The sequence below is a fragment of the Fusibacter sp. JL298sf-3 genome, from assembly GCF_053842995.1.
Genome location: NZ_CM132608.1, coordinates 191645 through 205805 on the forward strand (window position 1 = coordinate 191645; position 14161 = coordinate 205805).

Annotated in this window: 12 protein-coding genes; 10 read left to right on the forward strand and 2 right to left on the reverse strand. The window is 45.8% G+C overall.

What is annotated here, in order from left to right; genetic code table 11:
• Window positions 1–95 precede the first annotated feature (95 nt).
• On the forward strand, window positions 96–1013 hold the full coding sequence (locus ACR6HW_RS00930) for an alpha/beta hydrolase (protein ID WP_455729294.1): 918 nt from the start codon (window positions 96–98) through the stop codon (window positions 1011–1013).
• Window positions 1014–1263: 250 nt separating this feature from the next.
• Here the strand turns inward: ACR6HW_RS00930 and ACR6HW_RS00935 are convergent, their stop codons facing one another.
• Window positions 1264–2448: an alanyl-tRNA editing protein gene (locus ACR6HW_RS00935; RefSeq protein ID WP_455729295.1), complete on the reverse strand. Its 1185-nt coding sequence runs from the start codon at window positions 2446–2448 to the stop codon at window positions 1264–1266.
• Between the two features lie 90 nt (window positions 2449–2538).
• Between ACR6HW_RS00935 and ACR6HW_RS00940 the strand changes: the two genes are divergently transcribed.
• The 5 genes from ACR6HW_RS00940 to holA all read left to right on the forward strand — a co-directional run bounded on the left by ACR6HW_RS00940 (window position 2539) and on the right by holA (window position 8775).
• Window positions 2539–3432, forward strand: coding sequence for a hypothetical protein (locus tag ACR6HW_RS00940; protein WP_455729296.1), 894 nt, complete (start codon window positions 2539–2541; stop codon window positions 3430–3432).
• Window positions 3433–3512: 80 nt separating this feature from the next.
• A complete protein-coding gene (locus ACR6HW_RS00945) occupies window positions 3513–3917 on the forward strand; it encodes a hypothetical protein (protein WP_455729297.1) in 405 nt (134 codons plus the stop codon).
• A 59-nt stretch (window positions 3918–3976) separates the two neighbouring features.
• Window positions 3977–5608 carry an Eco57I restriction-modification methylase domain-containing protein gene (locus ACR6HW_RS00950; protein ID WP_455729298.1) on the forward strand — a complete coding sequence of 544 codons (1632 nt, stop codon included), beginning with the start codon at window positions 3977–3979 and terminating at the stop codon, window positions 5606–5608.
• Between the two features lie 68 nt (window positions 5609–5676).
• Window positions 5677–7761, forward strand: coding sequence for a ComEC/Rec2 family competence protein (locus tag ACR6HW_RS00955; RefSeq protein WP_455729299.1), 2085 nt, complete (start codon window positions 5677–5679; stop codon window positions 7759–7761).
• Window positions 7762–8775 carry a DNA polymerase III subunit delta gene (holA, locus tag ACR6HW_RS00960; RefSeq protein WP_455729300.1) on the forward strand — a complete coding sequence of 338 codons (1014 nt, stop codon included), beginning with the start codon at window positions 7762–7764 and terminating at the stop codon, window positions 8773–8775. It begins immediately after the preceding gene.
• 150 nt (window positions 8776–8925) lie between these two features.
• Here the strand turns inward: holA and rpsT are convergent, their stop codons facing one another.
• Entirely contained in the window at window positions 8926–9189 is a 264-nt protein-coding gene (gene rpsT / locus ACR6HW_RS00965; RefSeq protein WP_455729301.1) for a 30S ribosomal protein S20, read from the reverse strand.
• 190 nt (window positions 9190–9379) lie between these two features.
• Here rpsT and lepA point away from each other — a divergent pair, with 190 nt between their 5' ends.
• The 4 genes from lepA (at window position 9380) to grpE (ending at window position 14145) form a co-directional block, all read left to right on the forward strand.
• On the forward strand, window positions 9380–11191 hold the full coding sequence (gene lepA / locus ACR6HW_RS00970; RefSeq protein ID WP_455729302.1) for a translation elongation factor 4: 1812 nt from the start codon (window positions 9380–9382) through the stop codon (window positions 11189–11191).
• Between the two features lie 82 nt (window positions 11192–11273).
• Window positions 11274–12413 (forward strand): radical SAM family heme chaperone HemW, encoded by a 1140-nt coding sequence (gene hemW / locus ACR6HW_RS00975; RefSeq protein WP_455729303.1) that lies wholly within the window; start codon window positions 11274–11276, stop codon window positions 12411–12413.
• 121 nt (window positions 12414–12534) lie between these two features.
• Window positions 12535–13560, forward strand: coding sequence for a heat-inducible transcriptional repressor HrcA (gene hrcA, locus ACR6HW_RS00980; protein WP_455729304.1), 1026 nt, complete (start codon window positions 12535–12537; stop codon window positions 13558–13560).
• A 21-nt stretch (window positions 13561–13581) separates the two neighbouring features.
• Window positions 13582–14145, forward strand: a complete 564-nt coding sequence (gene grpE, locus ACR6HW_RS00985) for a nucleotide exchange factor GrpE (RefSeq protein WP_455729305.1) — start codon at window positions 13582–13584, stop codon at window positions 14143–14145.
• Window positions 14146–14161 lie beyond the last annotated feature (16 nt).

Sequence of the window (14161 nt, forward strand, 5' to 3'; positions counted from 1 at the left end):
GTGCTCTTTATTTTATCATAAAAAAACTCAGAGTTAAAATAAATCTATAAAAGTGTTATAATATCCTCATAAAAACGATATAAGTGAGGTGACACATGAAGAAAGAGACATATGTGCTGGATTCTTATGGCGAGGTTAAAATTCACGGTTACAAGTGGTTGCCTGAGTCCGCACCTAAGGCAGTGGTGTTTATCGCCCACGGCATGGCAGAAACCATTGAACGATACGACCCATTTGCCGCGTTTTTGTGTGACAATGGGTACGCCGTCTACGGGCACTCGCATAGAGGGCATGGTAAAACGGCAGGCAGTTTAGAAAACCTGGGAATATTGGGCGACATGGGGTGGATGAAGACCAAGGAAGACATTCGCCGCGCAGTGGAGATGGCGAAAACCGAAGTTCCAGACGTGCCGTGTTATGTGCTCGGTCACAGCATGGGGTCTTTCTTAGTTCGCGATTTTTTGCTGGATTATTCCAGTTTAGTGGACGGCGTCGTCTTGTCCGGAACGGGGTTTAAGCCAAAGGCCTTGCTTGTAGTAGGACAGTTGGCGAGTGGTGTCGTAATGAAGGTGAAAGGACGTCGCTATCGCTCTAAACTGATCGATAACCTTTCCTTCTTCGGCTATAACAGCCGTTTTAAGCCCGTTAGAACACAACACGACTGGTTGTCGAGAGATACCGAACAGGTAGATGCCTATGTGGCTGATCCCTACTGTGGGGAAATACACAGTGTCGGCTTTTTTCACGACTTTTCCGAGAACCTCTTGAGAATCAAGTACGCACCGGTATTTGAACATAAAAATCAAGGGCTGCGGATTTTTGTTTTGTCCGGTGACGAAGACCCTGTTGGCGACAAGGGGAAAGGCGTTCGAAAGACTGCTGACTACTATAAGTCTGAGGGCTTTGATACACAGCTCAAGCTCTATCCAGGGGGCCGCCATGAAATGCTCAACGAAATCAATAAAGACGAAGTTTATCGGGATATTTTAAACTTCTTTGAAAGTCTTCAATAGACAAAAGCCCCCAACTTTAGCGACGGGGGCACCTCTTCCACACAAGAGGTTTTGGAAAGGAGGGCGACCAGTGTCCTGTCCTGTTCACAATTAAAAAACGATTGATCTACGCCGTAACTTTGCGGCATTAAAATCTCTCGACAAAGTCCCATCGTGTCGAGAGATTTTGTCTTGCACGGGTTTAAGCCTTTCTATTAACGCCTCAACGAGACAGCACATCAGGCCGTCGAATTTTTTGGGGCGGATTATATTAGCCGTCAATTAGGTCTTCAAGTTGTTTGGCGAATTTGGACAGTGTGCCGCCGAGAGCGACTTCAGCGGCACATCCGCCCTGTGCCATGTAGGCGTTGCCACCGCCCTTGACGCCGGCCGCGGTCAACTCGGATTTGAACAGGTTACCAAGGTGTATATCCGGGGCAATCCCCTGTGACTTGCCTATTACCACATGTTGCTTTGTACCCTCCACGGCGTGTGCCAGCACGACACATGGACGTTTGTTTGTAAGCAGTTGTACTTTTGTTCTCAGCCACTGCATCGGGAGTGTTTCGTCTCTTAAAATGACAAGGGTTTCGTCTGAGGTGGCATAGACTTCACAAGCCTGTTCAATATGTGTTTGCATCAGATGATCATAGGCCTTTTGCAGGTCGTTTAACCGATGGGTCAGATGTTCAACATGAGCGCACACATCGTCCGGCGCAATGGCGTGTTCGCCGGCAAGTGTGTCGAAAATACGGGTATACTTAGACAAAAGTGCGTGTTCGTAGAGACCGAACAACAGCGTGAGACGTACACCGCTTTTATAGGCCTCTGCTTTTTTCAACAGGATGCCGCCGATTTCACGTGTATTTTGAACATGGGTGCCACCGCATGGTGAAAAATCGTAGCTTTCAATTTCGATAATCCGAATGCCGGTTTGCACTTTGGGTTGCTTCCTCAGGGGGTATTGGTTGAGGGTCGCTGGCTCTGCCCAATGACTTTTAATGTCGGCGCCGTCTACAATGGCTTGCTGGGTTTGCCGGACGAGTTCGGCGACAGCGTCTGCACTGAGTTTGACGTCAAAGTCCACCGTGGTATACGTATCGCTAATGTGGAGCCCCACGGTGTTGGCGTTGAAGTGCTTATAGGCGATAGCTGAGATTAAGTGTTGCCCGCTGTGTTGTTGCATATGACCAAAGCGCCTTTTGGCGTCAACCGTGCAATGAACCAGTGTGCCCACGGGAACGGGCGCACTGGTGTAATGGACGACTGCGCCTTCTTCCAAGTGCACAGCAGTGACGTCGACCTCGCCTATGCAACCGATGTCATAAGGTTGTCCGCCGCCTTCAGGATAAAAGTACGTTGCGTCGAGAACGATGCCACCGTCTTCTCTGATACTTTGAACGCAGGCATCAAAAGTGTATCGATATGGGTTTTCGAGATATTTTCTGTTTGTCATGTCTTGACCTCCTGTCTGTGTTATAATATAGTATATTTTATGTAATATCAAGGTAGTGCTTTAGCAGCGACAAGAAAGAGAGTAGATGAGATGAATTACGAAGCTTTTTACGAAGATGTTTTGGCCTATAGTGTGCGCAAGGGCGTTCACGACCAAGTGGCACTGGCCAGAGACATCTTTTTTCAATACACGCAAAATGAGGACGGCATCGGCTTCGACGAGTGGTATGTCTTTAGTTATCAAATGCCGGAGACGCCAATGCACCTTTACTTAGAGGCGCATCCTGAAGTGGACAGTTTCGGTGTTGAGCGTTCCTTTAGAAGTTATTTCGAAGTGAGTATCCAGCGGGGAAACGTCTTCTTCAAAGATCTTTTTACCGGAGAAGACTTTAAAGTTTCCGGTCGTTTTGAAAGTTCAGACGCCATTGTATCGGCGCGCCTCGTCGAGGTTCCCAAAGAAGGCACTTATGCAATTTTAGGAGAAGTATACGTCTTTGAAAGCCATTACAAAGACGTGGTTAAACGCCATGTTCTCGAACAGTACAACCGATTTGTAGAGGCCTACGAGCCGGTTTCCGTGCGAACATTTTTATTGAGAGAAGGGCATGTTCTCTACAGCGCTCTCAACGTCATTGAACACATCGTCAACGAAGAGGCCGGTGAAGAAGCCATGATGATGCTCTATCAAAGCAGCTATGCCTTTAAAGGCACTGCAGAAGAACTCGTCGATTTGTTGGCGGCACTGCCGTATAAAATTGTTTCCGACGAAGAGGAGATTGATGTTCTCAAGGTTTTCAATAATGAAGTGGTGTTGGCTGAGATCGAAATCGCTCTGCCTAAGGTTTATGTGTTGTGCAACAGCGAAGCTCATGGGGCACAGATGAAAAAATCGATGGAGAGCATAGAAGGGGAGCGCCTCGTTTACATGACTTCTGAGACGTTGACTATGGACGATATTATCTTACAACTTGATGACAGATGTTGACAAGTCGAAGGCAGTAGTAGTAGAATGTAACTAAGAACTAACTTTGTATATGACTTAACGAAAGGAGTAATTGATTTATTATGGAACTTGGACCCTCGGATGTTCCCGAACCGGATTATCCCAACGAGACCTTACACATGCAGGATGTGTTAAGTGATTTGCGCACTTTGCTCAATCAGCACGACAACCCTGTAAAAGAATTGCAAAAGTATTTATCAGATGTGGAAACAAAGATTAAGGATGCACATGTCAAGCAACTGGAAAGCGTCGACAAAAACGCAGTACAGGCGTTGATAGAAAAACATCCGTATTTTAAGAACCCGTCAACTTATCACATACGCTTGATTACAATAATGAAGTATCTAAAGAAGAAGGGTGTTGACATATCGATTAATGATTTTGATTTATTGGTCGATGAGATTATTCAGTCCATTGAGGGCGTTGAAAAAATCAGTTACGGTAAATATCGACGTAAAAGATTTTAGTGTTTACACTAAAATCTTTTTTTAATACCACCAATAGACCCATCAAAAGGAGAGCGGTTTTGGAGAAAAATGAGACTTCTGTTTACATTCATGAAAAAGTCTTTTACGAAAACACCCAGTGTCCCGATGGAACCGTGTATACACCGGATCACATCGCGCAACAGCTCGTGGATTTGGCGCTTTTGCGCTATGCGACACAACACGAGACAGAAGTGGGAACTGACGCATTTGTAAAGCGTCTTTTAAGCGCACAGATTATAGATGTGGCCTGTGGCACAGGGCAATTGATACTGGCTTTGTTACGAACGGTAAAGCAGTGGTTGACCGCGACTCAGTTAAAAACCTTTATCAGCGGACAAATTTTTGCTGTGGACATCGATCCAAGGGCGCTGGCGGTCTTAGAGGATGCGGTGCGAACGCTTTACGACGTAGATGTATCACCGCACCTCGCAATGCGCGATGTCTTGCTAGCCGAGTTGCCTTTTGAAACGCAAGTTTTTGACATCGTACTGGGTAACCCACCTTACATTGGTGAGAAGGGGCATAAGTCGCTTTTTGATGAAGTGCGGCAGACGGCAATAGGCGCTGCTTACTACGAAGCGCGTATGGACTACTTTTATTTTTTTGTATACAGAGGCCGTCATTTGCTGAAAGCAGATGGTGTGCTCTGCTATGTGACCACCAATTACTTTTTAACGGCGGATGGGGCTCGTAAATTACGCAGATTTTTAAAAGAGACGTTGTTTGTCTGCGACTATTTAGACCTTTCTGCCGTAGATGCCTTTAATGGCCGAAAGCTCCATGCCTGCGTGTATACCCTCGTCAAAGAGAAACCTAAAGCAGTGGCGTACCGTTTAAAACCGCAAGAGATTTCGCGCGAGATTCCGTACGAAGCACTTTTTGATGAAATCGATAACATTCGCTTTAATTGTAAAAGCGATATTGTTGAAAAGATGATGGCACACCGCGTCTATCGGCTAGGGGAGGTCTATCATATCGCACAGGGGATTGTATCAGGCGCCGATCGCGTAAAAGGCGCCCCGTGCTTTGTCTATACGAATGAAGAACGTCAAAGGCTATCAGGGGCGTTAAACGCATTGGTAAAGCCCTTTTATAAGAACAGCCAAATTAAACACTACTACCATGAACCGACTTCGAACTATTTTTTGTTGTACGCTGTTAAGGGGACTTGTACGGAGGCTATTGAATGCGTGTTAAGTCCTTTTAGAGCTCAATTAGAGAAACGCAGAGAAGTTCAAAAGGGGGTTCGAAAATGGCATGAACTCACATGGCCGAGAAAAGCGTCGCTTTTTACAGGTGAAAAAATTGTGGTGCCGCAGCGTGCGACAGACAATCGGTTTGCCTACTCAAATGCCCCTTTTTACGCCTCAGCAGATGTTTACTTTATTAAGTCGACGCCGCAGTCGCCGTACTCGCTGCTGGTGCTGACGGCACTCTTAAACAGCGCATATTACTACACATGGCTTTACGAAATGGGTAAACGAAAGGGGCAACTGCTTGAGCTCTATGCGACACCCCTTAAAAACATTCCCTTGCCTGCGATTTCCCCTGCGACAGCTGAGTTGCTGGAGCGTTCTGTACAGGCGATTTTGGCACATAGAACGGCGGCGGAAACTGAAAAATACCATGCGGTAATCAATCGGCTGGTCAAGAAAATATTCGAAAAATAGAAAAAAATAACTGTAAAATATTGTAAATTTCCTGAATTTTCTATATGATAGAATCGGGAGGTGACGCGATGAAACGTTTTTTACTTTTGTCGGTCTTGGTCTATACGGTACTTTGCATTGTCTTGGCCCCATTGGCCTACAAGGGACGTGTTCAAGAACTGAAACTGCGCTACAGACCGCAAACCGTTAAAAAAGCGCCCACTGTTTTAAAAGGGCGCATAGTCGGTATTCAACAAAGCAAACAGTCGTTTGATTTTAAAACGTCCGAAGGTGCCCTATACAAGATAAAGTATAAAAGCCCTGAAACAATGCGCGGCATTTTAGACGCTGGAACATTACATTTGGAGGTGCTCGTCGACGCGGGGAAGATGCCTCTAAGTGCGCCTAAGAACTTTAAGGGGTTCGATTACGATGCGTATCTGTACGGTCAAGGCTTTGACGGGCGCTACAAGTTGCTCGATATTGTTGGCGCAGAAGGGCGCCAGTGGTGTTTGTCATGCGTTCGAGTGCGTGCCAGAGTCGCCTTTGAAGCCGCTGTAAAGAGGTGGTACAGCGACGAGACGGCGGCTTTTCTCTCTGCCTTGTTTCTTGGGGACAAAAGTGACTTTGAGGCCTTTGATACGTTTAAATCTTTAGGGTTGGCACATTTGTTCGCGATTTCCGGCTTGCACTTCGGTCTGTTGTACATCGGTCTGAAAAAAGTCATTTATACAGGGCACCACTTGGTACAGTCCGGAATCGTGGTAGTGTTTTTAGCAGCTTTTCTGTTTTGGGTAGGAGACAGTTACTCGGCGCAGCGTGCTTTCGGCATAATTTTGTATTACGAGGCGGCGCGGATTTGGCACCGAAAGCCGGACTTGTTTGTGGCGTTGGGCTTTTCGTGTGGCCTCATTCTTTTGCGCGCGCCATACGCCGTCCTGTCGTCTGCCTTTCAACTCTCTTTTTACGCGTACTTTATGGTGGCGGTGGCGTTGAGGGCATTTGATTGCAAGCGCGGGCTCTTAAGCAAAATAAAAGCGGCATTGGCGCTCCAACTCTTACTTTGGCCTTCTGCGTTGTATTTTTTTAATGAAGCACAGGGACACAGCTTTGTGGTAAATTTGCTCTTTGTACCTCTTATGGGGGTTCTGTTGCCAATGGGTATACTGGCGGTGGTACTCAGTGCTTTTTCCGCGACATTTCACGTTGCGATTTTTGAGGGGTATGTAACCGCTTTTACGACATTGGCTTCCCAAGTGCCTCTGTGGCCTATTGAGGGCGTTTTTTTTCGGCATTCAGATTATTACGCTACATGGGTGGCGCTAATAGGGGTGCTTACGGCGTATGCGTTTAATTGGACGTCTTATCGCATTCGACGCGTTACTTTGATAATTCTCTGTACATGTGGCTTAGTCGTGGCAGGGGGGACCATGAGCGAATGGCTCTCCGATAGAGGGTACATTCACTTTGTCGATGTGGGGCATGGCGACTTTGTCGTGGTACAGTTTGACGATGTCGTCGTTCTCAGTGATTTAGGCGATGGCTTTTTAGATGTGGGCGATTACCTTCGTGCATCGGATGTGCACCGCGTATCGCTCGTCGTCTTATCGCATGCGCATAAGGACCACCACGGCGGCTTAGAGGGGCTCCTAGAAGCTGTTCGCGTAGACAAAGTCCTTTTGAATGCTGAAACGTACGAGCGTGTGGCACCGCTTCTAGCGGCTGCGGGAACATCTTATGAAATAGTACGCGATTCCGCCGTCTATCAATACGGCGACTTGCATCTGGAAATCTTTCCGACATTTTCTGATTCCCAGACCAACGACAACGGCTTAAACACTTTTGTGTCACTCTACGGGACTTCCGGTTATCTGCTGGGGGATTTACATAAAGAGGGGATGGCCTCTCTTGAACTGAAACCGTCTTTTCAATTTTTAAAAGTGCCGCACCACGGATCGGATACTTCCTATTCCGAATCGTTTTACACCGGTTCTACTATTGAGATAGCCATTATTTCCAGTGGATTGAGGTATGGCTTGCCGGACGAAAATGTGGTATCTTTATTAGAAAGCGTTACAAATCGAGTCTACAGCACTTACGACTCCGGTGAAATCGTTATGACGGTGACGCCGAGGGGGTACCGTATTCAAACTTACTTGAAAGCAGGAGGGTAAATGTCGTTTAAAGAATTCTACAAAATGCTCACAAATGGAGAACTACCAAAAATAACGGTTATCAAAGGCCCTGAGGTCTATCTTATAGAGCACACCATTAAGCACATACAGCAATCGTTTTTAATGCCTGAGTACCAAACGTTTAACTACACGCTTTACGAGGGCAACATCGACATGGACGCAGTGGAGATGCACAGCGAGACCATGCCTTTTTTTGACGAGCGCCGCGTGGTGGTCTTCCAGAAAACCGGTATTCTAAAAAATGCTAAACCGGAACAAGAAGAAGTGATGCTCAAACTCATAACGTCCATGCCCGATTTTCTCAATATCGTGTTTTATGAAGAAGCGTTTGATATGCGCAAGAAACTTGGGAAGACCTTAAAGAAGACAGCCCATTGGGTGGAAATCGAGAAGCTTAGCCGCCACGAACTGGGAAAGTGGATTGCTAAAAAATTTAGTGAAAGAAACCTCGAGGTTTCAAATGCGGCAATTAATTATCTCATTGATCGAATAGATTATTTGGATGAAGAAAGCGAAAAGAATTTGTACGATGTCGAAAATATTGTGAAGACGCTTGCCGATAGGGCGGCGGTTGTCAACCAAGCGGCCATTGACCAGTATGTGCCCGTCCCCATGGAGCACAATATTTTCAAGATGATGGATGCCATTAGTGAAAAAAGACTGGATGCTTCGCTAAAGATACTCAACGACTTTATCAATGCCGGGGAATCGCCAATTAAGATATTTGCACTGATTTCTTCGCAATACCGCAATATGATTAAGGTCAAACTGTTGATGGACGCGGGGTACAACAGTAAAGTGGCCGCTTCAAAGCTCGATATTCACCCGTTTGTGGCTAAGAAATCAGCTCATCATGCGGTGAAGTATAGCGAAGCGACACTTCGGCGTATTATCGACATTGTGGAAGACACGGATACGCTGTTAAAATCGTCAGGTGTTAAAGGTCAATGGCTTATAGAAAAGGCCATTGTGGATATGGCGTCAGCTACTTAGCCGGCTGCAAAAAAGACTAAAAAAAGCCCGGCAAAAGCCGGGACAAAAAAGGACGAAAGCGTACTTAACTTGTACGCTTTTTTAATATTTGATCAAATATTAAATTGACACGGTCGTCTTTTTTATCGGGGATAACCAAGTGTTAAACTATTACTCAGCCGCGTTTAACTTCTTAGTTAATCTTGAAACTTTTCTAGCAACCGCGTTATTGTGGTATAAACCTTTTGTAGCACCTTGCTTCATTTTCTTTTCGAATGTTCTTAAGTTAGCAGCAGCAAGTTCTTTATCGCCAGCTTCTAACGCCAATAAGAATTTCTTCTCTGCAGTTTTGATCGCAGATTTTCTAGATTTGTTTAAAGCAGTTTTTTTGCTAATAACGCTGATTCTCTTTTTTGCTGATTTAATGTTTGCCATATTTTTCACCTCCCCCGAAAAATTTCAACAGTCTTATTGTATCACGCTTCCTAAAATAAATCAATAAAAAGATGGTAAGTCAGAAAAATAAAATTGTGTCCCCTTAGTGCTTGTGATATAATTGATGGTAACTGTTTCGAGAAAGAGTGTCAGAGTTCTTCTCTGGCTTGTAATATAAGGAGGCACACATATGTCGAGTGAAAGGCAAAAGTACATTCGAAATTTTTCCATTATCGCACATATCGATCATGGTAAATCAACACTTGCAGACCGTTTAATTGAAAAGACGGGTTTGCTGACGCAAAGAGAGATGAAAGAACAGATACTGGACAGCATGGATCTTGAACGCGAGCGCGGCATTACGATTAAATTGCAGACGACGCGTTTGGTCTACAAGGCCAAAGACGGCCATGAATATTTACTCAACTTAATCGACACCCCAGGTCACGTCGATTTTACTTATGAAGTCTCCCGCTCATTGGCGGCATGTGAAGGGGCGATTCTCGTCGTCGATGCGACGCAAGGGGTAGAGGCGCAGACGCTTGCCAATGTGCACCTTGCCGACGAACAAGGGCTGACCATAGTGCCGGTGCTCAACAAAATTGACTTGCCAAGTGCGCGACCTGAGGAAGTTATAACTGAAATTGAAGACCTCGTAGGGGTTATCGCTGAAGATGCACCGCGTGTTTCAGCTAAAGAAGGCCTGAATATAGAAGACGTTTTGGAGAAAATTGTCGCCGATGTGCCCGCGCCTGATGCCGACGAGACGGCGCCGCTTAAGGCGTTGATCTTCGATTCTTACTACGACAGCTATAAAGGTGCGGTTGCTTTCGTTCGAATCGTCGAAGGCACTGTTAAAAAAGGTGATAAAGTCTTGATGATGGCCACCGGGAAAAAGTTTGAAGTCGTCGAAGTCGGCGTCAACGTACCGGGACCGCTGCCGGTGGATGAGCTCAGAGCCGGCGATGTCGGCTACATCACTGCGAGCATTAAGAATGTAAAGGACTGTCGCGTGGGGGATACCATTACACAGGCGCAAAAACCTACAGATGAACCGTTACCGGGCTACAAAAAGGCGACCCCAATGGTGTATTGTGGGATTTACCCTGCAGAAGGTGAAAGCTACGACGAAGTGCGCGATGCACTTGAAAAGCTTCAACTCAACGACGCCGCCTTGTCATTTGAACCCGAGACGTCTGTAGCCTTGGGCTTTGGTTTCCGATGTGGCTTCTTAGGACTTTTACACCTGGAAATCATCGAGCAACGTCTCGACCGAGAATTCAATCTCGACATCATCGCAACAGCACCAAGTGTTATTTACAGAGTTACGAAAAACGACGGTGAAGTACTTATGATTCAAAATCCGAGCAATTTGCCGCCGCTTACAGAAGTCAAGCAAATGGAAGAGCCGATTGTTAAGGCAAATATCATTGTACCCAACGAGTATGTCGGCAACATTATGGAACTGTGTCAGAACAGGCGCGGAGACATGGTGCACATGGATTATCTCGATCCGAAACGGGTCGTCTTACACTATGAGTTGCCGTTGAATGAGGTTATTTACGACTTTTTTGACGCTTTAAAATCCAAGACGCGGGGCTATGGGTCACTCGACTACGAGTTCCTCGAGTACCGGGTGTCGGATCTCGTTAAAATGGACGTCCTCTTAAACAAAGAGGTTGTCGATGCCTTCTCGATGATCGTTCATCAAACGAAAGCGGTTTCTAGAGGGCGCGTTATCTGTGAGCGTTTAAAGGAAGTCATCCCGAGACAGATGTTTGTTATTCCGATTCAAGCGGCTGTGGGCAATAAGGTAATCGCACGCGAGACCATTAGCGCTATGCGTAAAGACGTTCTTGCAAAATGCTACGGCGGCGATATCAGCCGTAAGAAAAAATTATTAGAGAAGCAAAAAGAGGGTAAAAAGAAAATGCGACAACTCGGTACCGTAGAAGTACCACAGCAGGCATTTTTATCCGTTCTCAAGTTCGATGATAATTAAAATGAAAGCCGACAGAAGTGTCGGCTTTTCTTTATAGATGATAGAACAGCTCAATGAGAACTTATACAATAAGGAGAGAGTTATGCAAGAAGTAGCGGTTTACGTCCATATCCCATTTTGTGCTTCCAAATGTCTTTACTGCGATTTTGCCTCAAACGCAGTAAACGCTTCTAAAGTTTCTCAAGAGGCCTATATTGAAGCGCTCCTCAAAGAAATCGATCTCTATGAGATGACTCTTCAAGACGTCGTTATAAAATCGGTGTTCTTTGGCGGCGGCACCCCTTCTGTTTTAGAGGCGACGGCTATAGAGCGCCTATTGAGCCGTTTAAAGCGGTATGCTGAGATTAAACCCTCGGCGGAGATCACGTTAGAGGGCAACCCGGAGAGCTTAACGCCGTTAAAGCTGTCGGCGTACAAGGCAATGGGCATCAATCGCCTCAGTATTGGCCTACAGGCCACTGACGACGATGTGCTTAAAACCATTGGCAGGGTGCACGATTACGCGACTTTTAAACGTGCTTACAGCGCTGCGAGAGCTGCCGGGTTTGAAAACATCAATGTGGACTTAATGTTCGGTCTCCCGGGGCAAACCGCTTTGCAATTTCAAAAAACATTGGAGACGGTTATCGATTTAGAGCCGGAACACATTGCGTCGTACAGTTTGAAAGTAGAAGAAGGCACGCCGCTTTTTGATATGGAGAAAGCGGGCACCTTCACCGCGATGGACGATGCAACAGAACGTGCTCTTTACCATCAAATGATAGAGGTGCTGGGGAAAAACGGCTATGCACAATACGAAATTTCAAACTTTGCCAAGTCGGGTTTTGCTTCAGAGCACAATTTGACTTATTGGCACAATGCGCCGTACTTGGGGTTTGGTGCATCGGCACATGCGAAGTTCAGCGATTGCCGCTACGCCAATTTCAGAGATGCTGAAATTTATGTTAGTGAAATTGAAAAAGGGGAAAAACCCATTTGTGAGAATCAGTTTATCGATCGAGAGGAAGAATTGTTTGAGACCATTATGCTGACGTTACGCCTTAATGAAGGGTTGGACTTCCAAGCGTACAACAAGCGGTATGGGGTGGACTTTATGGCGGCGCATAGCAAAACGGTAGAGCGGTTGGAGAAACAGGGGCTTGTATCCGTTACTGAAGAACGTCTCAAGTTGACGGCACTTGGTCGCGACTTGTCCAATCAAGTGTTTGTGGCTTTTTTGTAAACGAAATGCAAATAAACAAAAACCCCATTGACAAGTGCCCTGGGGTTGCGGTATATTATTTATAGAAATTAGCACTCATTAATTTCGAGTGCTAACAACCGCCTAACAACGAGGTGATGCTATGATTTCTGAAAGACAACTTAGAATACTCGAGGCGATTATCAGCGATTTTATCACCACGGCACAACCGGTGGGTTCTAGAACCATCTCGAAGAAGTACCCGCTGGGGATTAGCTCGGCGACGATTCGAAATGAGATGGCCGATTTAGAAGAACTTGGCTATCTGATGCAGCCACATACTTCAGCGGGACGGATTCCGTCGGACTTGGGCTATCGACTTTATGTCGACGCTATGCTCAACGAGCATACCATCGGCATTGAGGAAAAAGAAACGATACAGTCTTTGCTCTTGAGCCGAGTGATAGAAGCCAACGACATCGCCCATCAAGTCGCCAAGATTTTATCTGAATTTACGCAGATGGTCGCAGTGGTGAGCATTCCTAAGTTTAACAAATGCAAACTTGCGAACTTGAAAATGATTAAGGTGACTGATCAGCGCGTTTTACTGATTATCGTCACGGATACCGGCGTCGTTAAGAATATTCAACTCGCCATATCCAATGCAGATCAAATCGTTCTCGATAAAATAGCGGATACGCTCCTCATGTTTCTCGTTGGAGAGACCATTGAAAAAATTGATGTGAGAGCGATGATTAAAATTAAAGAGCGGATGCAGCATTACGGCAATTTCGTCGATTATTTGATTCCGATATTGAGAGACGCACTCAAATCGCTCAACGGAACGGAACTTTATGTGGACGGCCTTACAAACATCCTCTCCAAACAGACCCACAGCGATCCGGAAAAGAGCAAAAGGGTATTTGAGTACTTAAAGACTCATGAAAACCTCGAGTACATGCTCGAAGGCGTCCCTTCAAATAAATTGACCATTAAAATCGGTTCGGAGATTGGCGTCGACTTGTTGGAGGACTGTAGTGTCATCAGCTCTTCCTACAGGGTGGACGGCAAGAGCGACGGTAAGATTATGGTCATAGGACCGAAGCGAATGGACTACGGCAACGTGGTGTCCATTGTGAACTACATTAGCAACACGTTATCAGATGTTTTCTCAGGTATTAGTTTATAAGTGATTAAGGTGCGTGAGATTATGAACAAACGACAATATAAAAAAAGAAGAAAAAAAGAGGTTGAGATGGAGACGAATGAGAAGTTAGAACAAGACATCTTGGAAGAAAATGCTGCCGAAACAGAGACGACGCCTCAAGAGGAAGAAAAGTCGACAGAAAGCCCTGAAGCGGCACTGGAAGCCATGAACGACAAGTATTTGAGGCTTAACGCAGAGTTTCAAAATTACAAGCGTCGCGTAGAGAAGGAAAAATCAGATCTCGTCAAGTACGGCACAGAACGCCTTGTGGAGGATTTGCTGCCGATTATCGACAACTTTGGTCGAGCACTGGCTGTAGAGACAGCTGATGAAAAACTCGTCGAGGGCTTAGGGATGATTCAAAAGTCTCTAGAGGAGTTTATGAGCAAAAACGGCGTTAAGAAAATTGAAGCCAAAGGCGAAGCTTTTGATCCGCAAAAACACCATGCCGTGATGACCGAAGCGGTAGAGGGCTGCGACAGTGAAATCGTCGTCGACGTCCTTCAAGAAGGGTACACGTTGAACGACAAAGTCATTCGACCAAGTATGGTTAAAGTATCTTGTTAACGAGTAAAATAAAATA

Bases quoted from the DNA above. Each gene is read 5' to 3' on its own strand.
- ACR6HW_RS00930 (WP_455729294.1), top strand. From the start codon at position 96: ATGAAGAAAGAGACATATGTGCTGGATTCTTATGGCGAGGTTAAAATT.
- ACR6HW_RS00935 (WP_455729295.1), bottom strand. From the start codon at position 2,448: ATGACAAACAGAAAATATCTCGAAAACCCATATCGATACACTTTTGAT.
- ACR6HW_RS00940 (WP_455729296.1), top strand. From the start codon at position 2,539: ATGAATTACGAAGCTTTTTACGAAGATGTTTTGGCCTATAGTGTGCGC.
- ACR6HW_RS00945 (WP_455729297.1), top strand. From the start codon at position 3,513: ATGGAACTTGGACCCTCGGATGTTCCCGAACCGGATTATCCCAACGAG.
- ACR6HW_RS00955 (WP_455729299.1), top strand. From the start codon at position 5,677: ATGAAACGTTTTTTACTTTTGTCGGTCTTGGTCTATACGGTACTTTGC.
- holA (WP_455729300.1), top strand. From the start codon at position 7,762: ATGTCGTTTAAAGAATTCTACAAAATGCTCACAAATGGAGAACTACCA.
- rpsT (WP_455729301.1), bottom strand. From the start codon at position 9,189: ATGGCAAACATTAAATCAGCAAAAAAGAGAATCAGCGTTATTAGCAAA.
- lepA (WP_455729302.1), top strand. From the start codon at position 9,380: ATGTCGAGTGAAAGGCAAAAGTACATTCGAAATTTTTCCATTATCGCA.
- hemW (WP_455729303.1), top strand. From the start codon at position 11,274: ATGCAAGAAGTAGCGGTTTACGTCCATATCCCATTTTGTGCTTCCAAA.
- hrcA (WP_455729304.1), top strand. From the start codon at position 12,535: ATGATTTCTGAAAGACAACTTAGAATACTCGAGGCGATTATCAGCGAT.
- grpE (WP_455729305.1), top strand. From the start codon at position 13,582: ATGAACAAACGACAATATAAAAAAAGAAGAAAAAAAGAGGTTGAGATG.